This is a genomic window from Janthinobacterium sp. KBS0711 (assembly GCF_000988085.1).
In the GTDB taxonomy this organism is placed as follows: Bacteria; Pseudomonadota; Gammaproteobacteria; order Burkholderiales; family Burkholderiaceae_D; genus Janthinobacterium; species Janthinobacterium lividum_E.
Genome location: NZ_LBCO01000035.1, coordinates 64,282 through 79,034 on the forward strand (window position 1 = coordinate 64,282; position 14,753 = coordinate 79,034).

Here is a 14,753-nt window from a genome sequence, read left to right on the forward strand (position 1 = left end):
AAATACAGCCATCGATTCGACATGCGAGGTATGCGGGAACATGTTGACCACGCCCGCCTTGCTCAGCACATAGCCCGCTTCCAGCGCCAGGATGCCGGCGTCGCGCGCCAGGGTCGATGGACTGCACGAGACGTAGACGATGCGTTTGGGCAGCAGGTCCGGGCGCACTTGCGACAGGCCGACCAGCGCCTGGCACAGAGCCATGGCGCCATCGCGCGGCGGGTCGACGAGGATGCGATCGAACTTGCCCAGTGCGATCAGGTCGTCCGTCGTCACTTCGAACAGGTTGCGTGTCGAGAACGAGGTTTTTTCCGCCAGGCCATTGGCCAAGGCGTTTTCCAGCGCCCTCTCCGTCAGGGTGGTGCTGCCTTCGATGCCGACCACTTCGCTGCCTTGCGTGGCCAGCGGCAAGGTGAAATTGCCCAGGCCGCAGAACAAGTCGGCCACGCGGTCCGTCGGCTGCACTTCCAGCAAACGCAGGGCTTTCGACACCAGCACGCGGTTGATGTGGTGGTTCACCTGGGTGAAATCGACGGGTTTGAACGGCATCTTGACGCCGAATTCCGGCAGCAGGTAATGCAATTGCTTGTCGAGCGGGTAGAACGGCACGGCCGTTTCCGGACCTTTCACCTGCAGCCACCATTGGACGCCGTATTCGTCGGCGAAGGATTTCAGTTTCGTTTCGTCGTCCGCCGTCAACGGCGCCATGATGCGCAAGACCATGGCGGTCACATCTTCGCCGACGGCCAGCTCGATCTGCGGCATCTGGTCGAAGATGGACAGCGAAGCAATCAATCCACGCAACGGCAGCAGCATGGCCGAGATGTGCGGCGGCAAGATTTCGCAGCTATCCATGTCGGCAACAAAGGCCGATTTCTTTTCATGGAAACCCACCAGCACGGCGTCTTTCTTCTTGACGTGGCGCACGGACAGGCGCGCGCGGTAGCGGTAGCCCCACGTCGGGCCATACATGGGGCGCATGATGCTTTGCGGACGCACCTTGCCGATATGCCACAAGTTATCTTCCAGCACGCGCTGCTTGATCGCCACCTGCGCCGACGGTTCCAGATGCTGCATCGAGCAGCCGCCGCAATTGTCGAAATGCTTGCACTTGGGCGTCACGCGCATGGACGATTCGCGGTGCAGCGCCGTCATGCGGGCCATTTCCCAGTTCTTCTTTTTCTTGAATGTCACAAAGCTGACGCGCTCGCCCGGCAATGCGCCTTCGACAAACACGACCTTGCCCGGCGAGCCGTCTTCGTTCTCAATATGGCCAACGCCACGGGCGTCCATGTCGAGCGATTTGATTTCGATGATATTTTCTTGCATAGCGATCAATAGGTAAGAGTGGGCCAGGACGCAGGGCCGCGCTGGAACTTGAAAGAATGGGGGAAAGGTCAGGCGCCGCGAGCGGGGCGTATGATAGCAGATGCGGGCCCGCGACAGCCGGGCCAGGGGATTACAAAAGGGAATCTCTTACTACGCCGCGCGCCGCCATGGCCCGCTTCAGCTTGATCAGGGCTTCCTGCTGGATCTGGCGAACTCTCTCGCGCGTCACGCCCATTTCCTCGGCCAGGGTTTCCAGGGTGGCCGGGTCGTCGTTGTCAAGACCGAAACGGCGCATGATGACGACGCGCTGCTTGTCAGGCAGCTTGGTCAGCCAGTCGCGCACGAGCACCGTCATTTCATGGTGTTCCGCGCGCGCGTCGGGGCTGTCTTCGCTGGCGCCGGGCAACATGTCCATCAGCGACGATTGCGGATCGTTGTCGAGCGGCGCGTCAAGCGAGGTGGCGTGCTCGGACAGGGCCAGGATATCCTGCACCTCTTCCACGGGACGGCCCACGAGGTGAGCGATATCTTCCGCCGTGGCATCCTTGCCGTCGTGGTGCTGAGCTTCCAGGTGGTATTTGCCGCGCAGGATTTGATTGAGTTCGCGCACCATGTGCACGGGCAGGCGCACCGTGCGCGCCTGGTTCATGATGGCGCGCTCGATGCTCTGGCGTATCCACCAGGTGGCGTAAGTAGAAAAACGGAAACCGCGCTCGGGCTCGAACTTGTCGATGGCCCGCATCAGGCCGATGTTGCCCTCCTCGATCATGTCGAGCAAGACCACGCCGCGGTTGATGTAATGCTTGGCGATCGACACGACGAGGCGCAAGTTGTGCTCGATCATGGTTTGCCGGGCTTCGAAATTGCCCTGCTTGGCAAGGGTGGCGTAATGCACCTCTTGCGGCGCCGTCAGCAGGGGCCGCGTGCCGATCTGGTTCAGGTAGTGCTGCGTGGTATCGGTCGACAATTCGGCCGCCAGCACTTTTTTCAGTTCATCGACACTTTCGACCAGCACGCTGACGCTGGCGACCTCGCCGCCCTCGCCCGCCTCGACGGCGTCAATGCCGTCGAGTTCGCCGGTATCGTCCGTCACGACTTCGTCTGCCCCGTCTTCCGGCAGTTCCGGGTCATCGTCCAGCTGGTCGTGCGGCGCGTGTGTCATTGCTTTACCTAACGGTTAGGCAGGAATTTCGAAGGGTCGACGGGCTTGCCCTGCTGGCGGATTTCAAAGTGCAGCTTCACGCGGTCGGCATCGGAATCGCCCATTTCGGCGATGGCCTGGCCTTTGTTGACGTTCTGCCCTTCCTTCACCAGGATGCTGCGGTTATGCGCATACGCCGACAATAAACTATTACTGTGCTTCACGATGACAAGATTACCATAACCACGGATTCCGCTCCCGGCATACATGACTTTTCCCGCGCCGGCAGCCACCACTTGCTGGCCCGCCTTGCCAGCGATATCGACGCCCTTGTTCTTGCCTTCATCGAAAGTGCCGATGACCTTGCCTTCGGAAGGCCACATCCAGCTGATCTTCTCGTCGCCAGGCGCCGAGGCCGCAGGGGCTGCCGCGGCGGCGGCCGGTGCGGCAGCGACGGCTGCTGCTGCTGCGGGCGCTGGCGCAGGCTTGGCGTCGCTGGTGCCGCCATCGGCGCGCAATTCTGCCAGGGTGGCGTCGGAATACGCGCGCTTCTCGCCGCGCGGCCCCGTTTTCTTCGGCACGACAGGCGCGGCCGGCTTGATTTCCGTCGACGGCGGCATGACGATGGCCGACGTTTGCGCGCCGCCCGTGTCGCCAGTCGGCGGCAGCACGCGCAGCACCTGGTCGACCTTGATGTCGTTCGGGTTGCTCAAGTCGTTCCAGGTCACCAGGTCGCGGTAATTCTGGCCGTGCTCGAGGGCGATACGCAGCAGGGTGTCGCCACGCTTGACCGTGTAATAGGCCGGGTCGCGGTCGCGCGGATCGCTGGCGGCGGCGCTGCTGGTCGATGGATGGCGCTCGACGACTGGCGCCTGCACGCCAGTGGTGCCGCAACCGGTCAACAGGGCGGCCAGCGCAAGGCTGCAGAGTAGTACATTGTTTTTCTTAATCATTCGCATGTATATTTAGGTCCTGCTTGCTAGCTGATCCGGGGATCATATGGTGCCCGGGCGCAAAGGCACGAAATGGCAATCTTCCAGGGTCTGGCTAGTCCATTCCATTTTCCCCACCCGGGTAATGAGTTGTAAGTGTTGCAATTTAGCCCCCACCGGCGCAACCAGACGCCCGCCGGGCGCCAGCTGTTCCAGCAGGGCTTGCGGGACTTCCAGGCCGGCTGCGGCAAGGATGATCCCGTCGAAGGGGGCCGCCTGCGGCAGGCCAAGCATACCATCTCCGTACTGCAAGCGCAGATTCGACACGCGCAGCGGGCGCAGATTGGCCTTCGCCAGCTCGTGCAGAGGCCGGATGCGCTCGATCGAATACACCTCTTTCGCCACCAGCGACAGCACGGCCGCCTGGTAGCCGCAACCGGTGCCGATTTCCAGCACCCGCTGCAGCTTGCCGCCCTGACGCATCACTTCGATCATGCGCGCCACGATGTACGGCTGCGAAATGGTCTGGTGGTGGCCAATGGGCAAGGAGGCGTCGATATACGCCTGCGACGCCAGCGCCTCGTCCATGAACATGTGGCGCGGCACGGCTTGCATGGCGTCGAGCACCACCTGGTCCTTGACGCCCTGCTTAGCCACGCGGGCCACCATGGCCCGGCGCACGGCCTCCGAGACGAGCGGGTTTTGCCGCGGCGGCGACACGACGGGCGGTTGCGCCCGCTCATTGGCGATCGCTTGCGCGCGCGACGGCGCGATGGCCGTCTGCGCGCCATACGGCTGCGCCACGCCGCGCGCCGCGTTTTGCGCCGCATTCTGCGTGGCCGTTTGCGGCGTGGCGATCCGGGACTGGGCCAGCGACTGCCCCCCGCCCTGCCTGGCGGGCTTGCCGGCCAGCGAATCGAGGGTAAGGGGGAAGGTACGCGGCTTGTCAGTCATAGTGAGCGGTCATGCCAGGCCTTTTGCCAGCGCATCGAGTTGGGTGGTATGGGTCAGGTCGATCTGCAGCGGCGTGATCGATACTTTTCCATGTTCAACGGCATGGAAGTCCGTGCCAGGACCGCCTTCCTTGGCCGCACCGGCGGGGCCGATCCAGAAAATTTCACGGCCACGCGGGTCGAGGGCGCGGATCACGGGCTCGGCCGAGTGGCGCTTGCCCAGGCGCGTGGCCGCCATGCCTTGCAATTGCTCGTAAGGAATGGCCGGGATGTTCACGTTCAGCAGATACGGTTTTTGCAGGGCGTCAAACTGGCGCTCGACGATTTCCCTGGCCACGCGGGCAGCCGCGTCCAGATTGGCACAGCCGAACTGCGACTGGGAAAAGGCGATGGCGGGAATGCCGAACAGATAGCCTTCCGTGGCGGCCGCGACGGTGCCCGAATACAGGGTGTCGTCGCCCATGTTGGGGCCGTTGTTGATGCCGGACACCACCAGGTCGGGGCGCTCGATGAGCATGCCCGTCAGCGCCACGTGCACGCAGTCGGTGGGCGTGCCGTTGACAAAATAAAAGCCGTTGGCAGCCTTGTGCACGGACAAGGGCCGGTCCAGGGACAGCGAATTGGACGCGCCCGAACGGTTGCTGTCGGGCGCCACCACGACGATGTCGGCAATGGGTGCGAGCGCGTCGGCCAGGGCCGCCAGGCCGGGCGCCAGGTAACCGTCGTCGTTACTGATAAGAATTCTCATAACGAGATTTTACCTGAAGCAATGCCCACACTGCGCATGCCGCACGCCGATCGGCAGCATTTTTTGTGCTGCCGCGCGCACATGGCGCGCAGTCTCAGCGCTGCTCGATGCGCGCTTCCGACAACGCCCCTTCCAGCGCCTGTACTTCATCCTCCTGCAAAGCCAGCAAGGCATTCAGGTCGCCTTGCAACTTGTACATTCTTTTCAGCTGCGCCATGCCGCGCCGGCGCAACTTGCCCGGCACGCCGGGGCGCAGCAGGCAAGACTTCAAATGTTCGGCCAGTTCGCCCGCCTGCGCATACTGTTCCCGCTCGATCATGCCTTGCAACATCGAGATCATGCTGGCCAGGGTGTCCGGCTCGGCCCCTTCGTGCCCGTTGGCGCGGCCGGCCAGGATGGTTTCCTGCAAATGCCGCGCGCCGTCGAGCACGCTGTCCGCATGCCCCGTGACGGGCGCGTTCAACAGCCGGTCGCTGCCGCTGAGGACGGCGTCTTCCAGCAGGCGCGCCGCCTCGCTGTCGCCCTGCTGCTGCAAGGTGCCTGCCAATTGCGTCTTGCTGTGCAAGGTATCGAGGTGGTCTTCGCCCAGCAGGCGCGCATGCACTTCCAGCACCTGCTCCTGCACGCTGCGCGCCGCATCGAGTTCACCGCGCCGCAGCAGCGCCTCGGCCAGCTTGCGCTGGCTCATCAGGGTTTCCGGATGGTCGAGCCCGCGCGTGCGCTCGCGCGCCGCCACCTGGTCTTCATGCAACTGGCGCGCGCCGGCCCAGTCGCCCTGCCCGGCCACGATATCAGCCAACAAGTCGCGCGTGGACAGGGTGACCGCATGATCGCTGCCCAACCGCCTTTCCTGCACCTGCAGCACGGCGGCAAGCAGGCGCCGCGCGCCCTCCAGGTCGCCTTCGCGTCCCAGCGCCTGCGCCAGGGCCAGCTTGCTGCGCAAGGTGTCGCCATGCTCGGCGCCAAACAGGCGCTCGCGCGCCGCCACCACCGTTGCCAGCACTTGCTGCGCCTGCGCCAGCCGGCCCATGCGCAGCAAGGTGGCGGCGCGGCCATCCATTGCATCGAGGGTCAGCGGATGCTCGCCGCCCACCTGGCGCGCATAGGTGGCCAGCACCGTATCCTGCAGCAATAGCGCCGCCGCCAGTTCGCCCTGCTGCAACAGGGTTTGCGCCAGGCAGGCCCGTGCGGCCAGGGTGTCGGGATGCTCGCTGCCCAGCACGCGCTCGCGTACGTCGAGCACGTCTTCTTCCAGGAAACGGGCTTCATCGAGCTTGCCCAGCTGGCGCAGCAGGCGCGCCATGCCGCTCTTGCACGCCAGGCTGTCGGGATGCTCCTCGCCCAGCAGGCGCACGCGGATCTCGACACTCTGGCGAAAGGCGTCGAGCGCCTGCGTACTGCGCCCGTCCTTGCGGTACAGCTCGCCCAGGCGGGCCAGGTCGCGCGCCAGCGGCAGGGCCACGGCGCGGCCCGGTTCGGCCAGCAAGGCCTGGCGCGCTTCGCTGATGGCGCCCAGCAAGGCGATTTCACGGCTCGACTGCCACGGGAAGTAGCCTCCCGTCAGCCACTGCAAAAAAGCTTCGAAGGTGCGCGTGAGGGAAAAGCGGTCGCCGCCCTGGTCGATGCGCACGGCCAATTGCTCGCCATAGGCAAAGGTTTTCGTCTGCTGCAGCTGGACTTCGTCGAAATAGCTGTCGAGGGCGACCTGCGGCAAGCCATAGGAAGTGCGCAGCAGCCGTTCGAACATGGGCTGGAAGCCGGCGATGCCCTTGTGCGCGTCGCCGCGGCGCCACTCGGCGCGCTGCGCCCCATCGCCCATTTCTATGCGCGATGGCAAGGGATACACGAGCAGCGGACGCTGTTCGTCTTCATGGCTGCGGCGGTATTCAATGGCCCGCGTGACGAGCGCGTCGACACCTTCCAGGCTTTGCCGGTTCGGCGTGAAGACCACCACCAGCTTTTTCGGCAGCAAGGTGGTGCAGATGCCGGCGCTGTCCGTACGCCCCGTGCGCGAATCGACGAGCACGTAGCGAAAATGCTGGGCCAGGGTATCGGCGAAGCAGCGGAACAGGGCCGGACACGTGTCGAACAGCTGATCCCAGCGCATCTGCGCCAGGCGCTCGCTGTAGCTGGCGTCGAAGCGCCCCGCGCGCATCAGGTACAGCGGACTGCCCTGGTCGACGCGCACCACGTACTGCTGCCAGTCGATGGCGTCGAGCACGCGCTGGGCCAGCGCCGCATCCTCGCGCCCAGTCCCCTGACCGCCGGCGCGCCCGCCCGCCGTTTCCAGGCTGATGCGTTCGAGCTGCTGGCGGCACGCTTCGAAAAACTCGAGCACGCCCGGTCGCTCTTCGTGCTGCTCGAAATAATGGTGCAGGCCCGGCGCTTCCATGTCCCAGTCCAGCATCAGCACAGGCACGCTGGCGTTTTCACGGCGCGCCAGCAGGACGGCGATATTCGACAGGGCCATGGTGCGGCCGGTGCCGCCCTTGTAGGAATAGAAAGTGACGACTTCGCCAGGGGCGCTCAAAGGCGGCAGGGAGAGGCGTTGGCATTCCATGACAGGACCTTTTACGTGATTAACGTGGAAAGTGGGGAGGCGGAATGGCGCGCCATTCCGGTGGAATATCGGGCAACACGAAACGGCTGCAATCGTGGCCGGGCGGTGTTGACCGCTTGAGCAAGTGGTAATGCGTGGCGATGCGCTGCACGATGCGTTCGATGTCGGGCAGGTATTGCGGATTCGATTTCAGGTCGCCGCTGGCCAGGGTATAGCCGGAAAAATCGACGTACAGTCCCGACTCCGTGATTTGCGGCGGCAAGCCGTCCGGATGGCGCGTCATGATGATGGGAATGATCAGATGGCTGGGCAGTTCATACCAGGCGCGCCGCTCCTGCTCGATCAGCTGCATGGCGGCGAATTCGCGCCGCGTATAGCCGTGCGCTTCATACTTGGGCGTGTACAGCACGATCATGCAGACGCTCTGGCACATGGCGCGCGCCACGCGCAGGTCGATATCGTCGCCGCCGCCCAGTTGCTCGCTGTCGATGAACAGGACCTCCTCGCGGTCCAGGTGCGGCTCCAGATAGCACGCCAGCGCCTCGATCAGGTCATTCTTGAACTTGTTCATGAACGCATATTGGCCGTGTGCATAACTCAAGAAACAGCCGTAGCGGATCTCCATGGCATCCCCCTGTTCCCCGTGCGGCCCTGCCATCGCCGCGCCTTGATCCTGCAAGGCATGCGCTCACTGTAGACCGCTCAGCAACAGCCCTGTTTGCGCTGGCACAAAGATGTGTCTGGCGTCCTGGACATGCGTCACAATGCCAAAAAATGGCGCGATCACGCCGATTTTTGGCATGCCAGGCGCGCAAGCGGGCGCCGCGGGAAAAACGCTACTCGCTTGATAACAAAGGGAAATACGCCGGCGCGCGCATGGCGCCGGCTAGCAGGACTTACACGCCCTTGGCGGGCAGGTTGCGGAAGAACTCCACCACCTCGGCGGTATCGCGCGTGCGCTTGAACGGCGGCAGGCTTTGCCAGATGCGCTTGCCGTAGGGCTTGGAAATGAGGCGGGGGTCGCAGATCATCAGCACGCCCCGGTCGCCTTCGTCGCGGATCAGGCGGCCCGCGCCCTGCTTCAGGTTGATGATGGCTTCCGGCAGCGAATGGTGCATGAAACCGTTCTTGCCCTGCTTTTCCATCACTTCGATGCGCGCGGCCAGCACGGGATCGTCGGGCGGCGCGAACGGCAGCTTGTCGATGATGACGAGGGACAGCGCATCGCCGCGCACGTCGACGCCTTCCCAGAAGCTCTGGCTACCGATCAGCACGCCATTGCCGGCCGCGCGGAACTGGTCGAGCAATTCCGTGCGGCCCTTTTCCCCCTGCACGAACAGGGGGAAGTTCAGGCCGCGCTGCTTGAATTCGTCGGCCAGGCGCTCGGCGGCCCGCTTGACGGCGCGCAAGGTGGTGCACAGGAAGAAGGTGCGCCCGCCTGCCGCTTCGATGATGGGCAAGGCGCAGTCGATGACGGCGTCCGTGTAGCCCAACGAATTTGGCTGCGGCAGGTTTTGCGGCACGAACAGCAAGCCCTGCTGGCCATAGTCGAACGGACTCGGCCATGTATGCGACGGCTCGCCCGTCAAGCCCATCTGTTCGGAAAAATGCTTGAAGTCGTTTTTCACGGCCAGGGTGGCGGACGTGAAAATCCAGCTGCGCGGCGTGCCTTCGCGCTGGTTATTGAAAATTGGCGCGATCGACAATGGCGTTTTATGCAACTGCAAGGAGCTGGAAAACGCTTCCACCCAGAACACCGCCTCTTCGCCGGCCGCCACTTTCGCCTTCGGATCGAACTTCCAGCCGCTCAACTGCTGCGCCAGCTCGACGCCGCGCACCCGGCACTGTTCCAGCGTTTCCGCCCGTTCCGCCTGGGTTTCCAGCACGGCCACCATGCCGTCGAGCTCATCCTTAAGGGTGTCGAGCGCGGGGAAAAAGTCGCTCGACGGGGCGATCTGCGGCAAGGACAGGCGCACGATGTCCTGCGGGAACGTCAGGCGCAGATCGCGCGCCGCCTTTTCCACCACCGTCACCGTCTTGGCCCAGTCGATGCCGCGCGCATGCGCGAGGCCCTCGGCCAGCACGTCGCGGCACAGTTCCAGGATTTGCGAGGTCGACACCGTGTTACCGAAGAACAAGGTCGCCGTATCGGGAAGCTGGTGCGCCTCATCGAAGATGATGGTATTGGCCGACGGCAGCAATTCCGCCACACCAGTGTCCTTCAGGGCCACGTCGGCAAAGAACAGGTGATGGTTGACCACCACCACGTCGGCCTGCTGGGCTTCCTTGCGGGCCTTCATCACAAAGCAATCCTGGTAATACTGGCATTCGGCGCCCATGCAGGTGTCGCGCGTGGAGGTCACCAAATTCCAGATCATGGCGTTTTCCGGCACCTTGGTCAGCTCGGCCTTGTCGCCCGAGCTGGTCATCTTGATGAAGCGCGAGATTTCCCGCAAATGCCCCACGTCGTCGCGCGAGGTCATGCGACCGTTCTGCAGGGTGCGTTCCAGGTGGTAATGGCAGACGTAGTTCGAGCGGCCCTTGAGCAAGGCGACGGAAACGGGCGCCTGCAGCGCGGCGCGCACGGTGGGGATATCGCGCAGGAACAATTGATCCTGCAAGTTCTTCGTGCCGGTGGAAACAATGGTCTTGCCACCCCACATCAGGGCCGGCACCAGATAGGCGAAGGTCTTGCCTGTGCCCGTGCCCGCCTCGGCGATCAGGGTCGTCTGGCTGTCGATGGCGCTGGCGATGGCTTTCGCCATTTCCGTTTGCGAACGGCGCGGCTTGTAGCTGCCCACGGCCGGACCGAGCGGGCCGCCGGCGCCAAACAGACGCTCGATGTCGGCATCGTGCTTGCCAGGCGCCGCCTGCGGTTCGGCTGGCAGACTGGCTTGCGGATCGGCCAGCTGGCCATCTGGGTTTACTGGCAATGAATTGTGATCGGTCAAAATATACTTAGGTGAAGGCTGGACTGGACGCTACTGGCGCCCCTCAGGCGGGAACGTCGGGCACCAACTGCATTTTCAGCAAGGTGATGTGATCCTTCAATTGCAATTTGCGCTTTTTCAGGCGGCGCAGCTGCAGCTCGTCATGGTGGCCATCGAGTATCAGCAACTCGATGACGGCATCGAGGTCGCGGTGTTCCACGTTGAGTTCAATCAGGCGCCGCTCTATTTGCTGTGCATCGCTCATGTGTTGCGTTCCAGGCAGTGTTGGTAACAGTGTTGGGAAACCGGCGCGCGCAGCGTACGCAGGCAGCCATGGTGCGTAGTTTAACCTGCCGCGCGTCTTAGGGCACGCCATTTCCGGCGTGCCCCTGCGCGGCAGTGTTATTTGGCCGGCGGCACAGGCACGGCAGCGGCCGGCGTGCTGGCAGCGGCGGCCGCCGCCTTGGCAGCCTTGGCCTGCGCTTCGGCCTGGCGCTCGGCCAGACGTTGCGCCACCCGTTTCTGGCGCGCCACGGCGTCAGCCTGTTTTTTCGCATATTGCGCTTCGCGGGCCGCGCGCCGCGGCGCTTCGGCGGCATCGTTGGCGGCCTGTTTCGCCACCTTCACCGCTTGCTCGGCCTCGCGCTCGGCAAGGCTCTTGCCTTGCGCCTTGGGCGACGCCGGCTCGGGCGTGACCACTTTCACGGGCTTGGGCACGGCCGCGGCCCGCTGTTCGGCGTCGAGGCGCGCACTTTCCTGCGTCCTGGCCAGGTCGATATCGCGCAGGCGCACGGACTCGGCACGCTTGAAGTAATTCGCTTCCGCGTCGACGGCGCGCAGGCGCACGAGGATCAGGCGGCGCTTTTCCTTGGCCTTGTCGAGGCAGTTATTCACGAAAAACTTGTCGTAGCACTCGAGTTCGCGCGCGGCAAACTCGTTTTCCGCCGCCTCGCGCTCGCTGGCCGACTGCTTCAGCTTGGCGTCCGCTTCTTCCACGGACAGGGTCGCGGGCACCTGCGGCGCGCCGACCTCATCCAATGCCGCCGCACCCTGGTGCGCGCAGGCGGACAACGCCAGGACCAGGCCCAGCGCCGCACCCAGCTTGTATAGTGTATTTGCCATCATGTTCATTATCCCTGCCTCAAACGATCGCGTCGGCCACGCCGCGCTGTTCTTTTTCCATGTATTCGCGCGATTGCATCTCGATGATACGCGAAACGGTGCGGTGAAACTCGTTGGCCAGCATGCCGTTCGTGTACAGCTCGTCAGGCGGCACTTCGGCCGACATGATCAGCTTGACCTTCTGGTCGTAAAACACGTCGATCAGCCACGTGAAGCGGCGCGCCTCGGACGACTGCGCCGCCGACATGGCCGGTATGCCGGACAATATCACCGTATGGAAGCGGCTGGCGATTTCCAGGTAATCATTTTGCGAACGGGGACCGCCGCACAGGGTGGCGAAATCGAACCAGATGATGCCGCCGGCGCGGCGCAGGCAATGGATCTCGCGGCTCTCGATGCGGATGCGCGCGTCTTCGTCAGCCGTCTCGGCGATGCGCGTGTAGGCGTCGCGCAAGGCCTTGTCGGTCTCCGCGCCCAGCGGCGTGTAATAACTTTCCACCTGTTCCAGCGCGCGGCCGCGGTAATCGACGCCGGCGTCGACGTTCATCACGTCGAGCTTGTCCTTGAGCAGCGCGATGGTCGGCAGCATGCGGTCGCGGTGCAGGCCGTCCGGATACAGCAGGTCCGGATCGTAATTCGACGTCATGATGAAGGACACGCCGTTGGCGAACAGGGCCGACAGCAGGTTGTACAGGATCATCGCGTCGGCGATGTCGGAGACGTGGAATTCATCGAAACAGATGAGGCGGTATTTCTTGGCGATGCGCTTGGCCACCTCGTCGAGCGGGTCGGCCACGCCTTTCAATTCATCGAGCTGCTGGTGCACGCCGCGCATGAATTCGTGGAAGTGCAATCGCGTCTTGCGCACCAGGGGCACGACGGAGTAAAAACTGTCCATCAGGAACGATTTGCCGCGCCCCACTCCACCCCACATGTACACGCCTTTCGGCACGGCAGGACGGTTCAGCAGGCGCTTGAAGGTGCTCGAGCGCTGGCCCTTGTAGGCCACCCACTCGTCATAGCACAGCTGCAGGCGGTCGACCGCGCGCCGCTGGGCGGCATCGGCCTTGAAATCACGCTTCTGCAGCGCGTGCTGGTAAAACTCTTCTACGTTCATGGGATTCGCTTTAACGCACAAGGGCGCCGGCGGAAAAAATCCGCGAGCGCCCCTGCAGGACTAACTACAATTAAAAGTTCAACGTACGCTTGTCAATCGCCAGTGCCGCTTCCTTGGTCGCTTCCGACAGGGACGGATGGGCGTGGCAGATGCGCGCGATGTCTTCGGCCGATGCCTTGAATTCCATCGCCACGACGGCTTCGGAAATCAGTTCGGAGGCCATCGGGCCGACGATGTGCACGCCGAGGATTTCATCGGTCGTCGCATCGGCCAGGAATTTCACCATGCCCGAGGTGTCGCCCAGCGCGCGCGCACGGCCGTTGGCCATGAACGGGAAGGTGCCGGCCTTGTAGGCGATGCCTTCGGCCTTCAGGGTTTGCTCGGTCTTGCCGACCCACGCGATTTCCGGCGAGGTGTAGATCACCCAGGGAATCGTGTTGAAGTTGGTGTGGCCATGCTGGCCGGCGATACGCTCGGCCACGGCAACGCCTTCTTCTTCGGCCTTGTGCGCCAGCATCGGGCCACGCACGACGTCGCCCACTGCCCAAACGTTCGGCAGGTTGGTCTTGCAGTCGCCGTCGACGGCGATGAAGCCGCGTTCGTCCAGCTGCAGGCCGACTTTATCGGCGCCCAGGCCGTTCGTGTTCGGCGTGCGGCCGATCGAGATGATCAGCTTGTCGAACACGGCTTTTTGCGCTTCGCCCTTGGCGTCCACGAATTCCACGGTGACGTCTTTCTTGCCTGGCGTGATCGCACCGATCTTGCAACCGAGGTTGATCTTCAAGCCTTGCTTGGTGAACAGCTTCGACGCTTCCTTGGCGATCTGCTCGTCGACGGCGCCCAGGAAGACCGGCAGGCCTTCCAGCACGGTGACGTCGGAACCCAGGCGGCGCCATACGCTGCCCATTTCCAGGCCGATCACGCCGGCACCGATGACGCCCAGCTTGGCTGGTACGGCGTCGATGGCCAGTGCGCCCGTGTTCGACAGGATCAGTTTCTCGTCGAATGGTGCGCCCGGCAGTTCGCGCGCGTTCGAACCCGTGGCGATGACCACATGCTTGGCCGTCAGGGTTTCGTTGGCTTCGCCCGTCACGCTGATGTCATACGTGCCGGCTGCGGCAGCGGCGAAAGCGGCGCGGCCGTGGAAGAAGGCGATCTTGTTCTTCTTGAACAGGTACAGGATGCCGTCGTTGTTTTGCTTGACGACGGTGTCTTTGCGCTTGAGCATCTGGCCCAGGTTCAGCTTCAGGCCGGCGACGTCGATGCCGTGCTCGGCGAAGCTGTGGCCCGCGTGTTCGAAATGCTCGGACGATTGCAGCAGCGCTTTCGACGGGATGCAGCCGACGTTGGTGCAGGTACCGCCAGGAGCGGCGCCGCCCTTGGCGTTCGACCACTCGTCGACGCAAGCGACGGAAAAGCCTAGCTGCGCTGCGCGGATGGCGGCGATGTAGCCGCCAGGGCCCGCACCGATGACAACTACGTCAAATTGTTTAGTACTCATGTTTTGTTATTCCAATCTCTTCGTCTGGTACGAAAATCCACAATAGAAGGTAAATCACCACGCCGAAGCCGAAGGTCAATGTAAACAGGACGAAGACGAGGCGCCAGATCCACGCCTCCATGCCGGAAGCGCGACCCAGGCCGCCGCAGACGCCGCCGAGCCAGCGGTCGTTGCGCGAACGGCGCAGGCGGTTGAATTCCTGCACCAGGTCGTTCGCCGGACCGGCAGCCGCATCGGCGCCGGCGCCGGACGTGCTGTCCGGCTTGTCCAGGTTGATATTGCTCAGGAGCTTGGCTTTCGCTTGCGCGAATTCCGCGTCGCTCAAGGCGCCCGCCAGGTGCAACTCGTGCAGACGCTTGATTTCTTCAGAGATGTTCATAGGAATCCTCTTTCATTGAGATCAGCCAGCTGCGTCTTCTG

Annotated in this window: 13 protein-coding genes; all 13 read right to left on the reverse strand. The window is 63.5% G+C overall.

Annotated elements, in window-relative coordinates:
* Positions 1–1,329: 23S rRNA (uracil(1939)-C(5))-methyltransferase RlmD (rlmD, locus tag VM94_RS23600; RefSeq protein WP_046685716.1), on the reverse strand; the 1,329-nt coding region annotated here is incomplete at its 3' end.
* Positions 1,330–1,459: 130 nt separating this feature from the next.
* A complete protein-coding gene (gene rpoS, locus VM94_RS23605; protein ID WP_046685717.1) occupies positions 1,460–2,491 on the reverse strand; it encodes an RNA polymerase sigma factor RpoS in 1,032 nt (343 codons plus the stop codon).
* A gap of 8 nt (positions 2,492–2,499) precedes the next feature.
* Positions 2,500–3,423 carry a peptidoglycan DD-metalloendopeptidase family protein gene (locus VM94_RS23610; protein ID WP_046685718.1) on the reverse strand — a complete coding sequence of 308 codons (924 nt, stop codon included), beginning with the start codon at positions 3,421–3,423 and terminating at the stop codon, positions 2,500–2,502.
* A 42-nt stretch (positions 3,424–3,465) separates the two neighbouring features.
* Positions 3,466–4,356 carry a protein-L-isoaspartate(D-aspartate) O-methyltransferase gene (locus VM94_RS23615; protein ID WP_046685719.1) on the reverse strand — a complete coding sequence of 297 codons (891 nt, stop codon included), beginning with the start codon at positions 4,354–4,356 and terminating at the stop codon, positions 3,466–3,468.
* Positions 4,357–4,365: 9 nt separating this feature from the next.
* Complete coding sequence (gene surE, locus VM94_RS23620) at positions 4,366–5,103, reverse strand: 5'/3'-nucleotidase SurE (protein WP_046685720.1); 738 nt, start codon at positions 5,101–5,103, stop codon at positions 4,366–4,368.
* A gap of 94 nt (positions 5,104–5,197) precedes the next feature.
* Positions 5,198–7,663: a tetratricopeptide repeat protein gene (locus VM94_RS23625; RefSeq protein WP_082127887.1), complete on the reverse strand. Its 2,466-nt coding sequence runs from the start codon at positions 7,661–7,663 to the stop codon at positions 5,198–5,200.
* Between the two features lie 19 nt (positions 7,664–7,682).
* Positions 7,683–8,288 (reverse strand): toll/interleukin-1 receptor domain-containing protein, encoded by a 606-nt coding sequence (locus VM94_RS23630; protein ID WP_034752049.1) that lies wholly within the window; start codon positions 8,286–8,288, stop codon positions 7,683–7,685.
* 271 nt (positions 8,289–8,559) lie between these two features.
* Positions 8,560–10,596: an ATP-dependent DNA helicase gene (locus VM94_RS23635; RefSeq protein ID WP_409929605.1), complete on the reverse strand. Its 2,037-nt coding sequence runs from the start codon at positions 10,594–10,596 to the stop codon at positions 8,560–8,562.
* A 61-nt stretch (positions 10,597–10,657) separates the two neighbouring features.
* Positions 10,658–10,858: a YdcH family protein gene (locus VM94_RS23640; RefSeq protein ID WP_034752051.1), complete on the reverse strand. Its 201-nt coding sequence runs from the start codon at positions 10,856–10,858 to the stop codon at positions 10,658–10,660.
* A 137-nt stretch (positions 10,859–10,995) separates the two neighbouring features.
* Positions 10,996–11,718, reverse strand: a complete 723-nt coding sequence (locus VM94_RS23645; RefSeq protein WP_046686209.1) for a hypothetical protein — start codon at positions 11,716–11,718, stop codon at positions 10,996–10,998.
* 16 nt (positions 11,719–11,734) lie between these two features.
* A complete protein-coding gene (zapE, locus tag VM94_RS23650; protein ID WP_046685721.1) occupies positions 11,735–12,832 on the reverse strand; it encodes a cell division protein ZapE in 1,098 nt (365 codons plus the stop codon).
* Positions 12,833–12,902: 70 nt separating this feature from the next.
* On the reverse strand, positions 12,903–14,333 hold the full coding sequence (lpdA, locus tag VM94_RS23655; RefSeq protein ID WP_046685722.1) for a dihydrolipoyl dehydrogenase: 1,431 nt from the start codon (positions 14,331–14,333) through the stop codon (positions 12,903–12,905).
* Positions 14,323–14,712: a PspC domain-containing protein gene (locus VM94_RS23660; protein WP_046685723.1), complete on the reverse strand. Its 390-nt coding sequence runs from the start codon at positions 14,710–14,712 to the stop codon at positions 14,323–14,325. Before VM94_RS23660 ends, lpdA begins: the two co-directional genes overlap by 11 nt.
* Positions 14,713–14,753 lie beyond the last annotated feature (41 nt).

Coding starts and splice junctions, on each gene's coding strand:
- rpoS (WP_046685717.1), bottom strand. CDS start 2,491: ATGACACACGCGCCGCACGACCAGCTGGACGATGACCCGGAACTGCCG.
- VM94_RS23610 (WP_046685718.1), bottom strand. CDS start 3,423: ATGATTAAGAAAAACAATGTACTACTCTGCAGCCTTGCGCTGGCCGCC.
- VM94_RS23615 (WP_046685719.1), bottom strand. CDS start 4,356: ATGACTGACAAGCCGCGTACCTTCCCCCTTACCCTCGATTCGCTGGCC.
- surE (WP_046685720.1), bottom strand. CDS start 5,103: ATGAGAATTCTTATCAGTAACGACGACGGTTACCTGGCGCCCGGCCTG.
- VM94_RS23625 (WP_082127887.1), bottom strand. CDS start 7,663: ATGGAATGCCAACGCCTCTCCCTGCCGCCTTTGAGCGCCCCTGGCGAA.
- VM94_RS23630 (WP_034752049.1), bottom strand. CDS start 8,288: ATGGAGATCCGCTACGGCTGTTTCTTGAGTTATGCACACGGCCAATAT.
- VM94_RS23640 (WP_034752051.1), bottom strand. CDS start 10,858: ATGAGCGATGCACAGCAAATAGAGCGGCGCCTGATTGAACTCAACGTG.
- VM94_RS23645 (WP_046686209.1), bottom strand. CDS start 11,718: ATGATGGCAAATACACTATACAAGCTGGGTGCGGCGCTGGGCCTGGTC.
- zapE (WP_046685721.1), bottom strand. CDS start 12,832: ATGAACGTAGAAGAGTTTTACCAGCACGCGCTGCAGAAGCGTGATTTC.
- lpdA (WP_046685722.1), bottom strand. CDS start 14,333: ATGAGTACTAAACAATTTGACGTAGTTGTCATCGGTGCGGGCCCTGGC.
- VM94_RS23660 (WP_046685723.1), bottom strand. CDS start 14,712: ATGAACATCTCTGAAGAAATCAAGCGTCTGCACGAGTTGCACCTGGCG.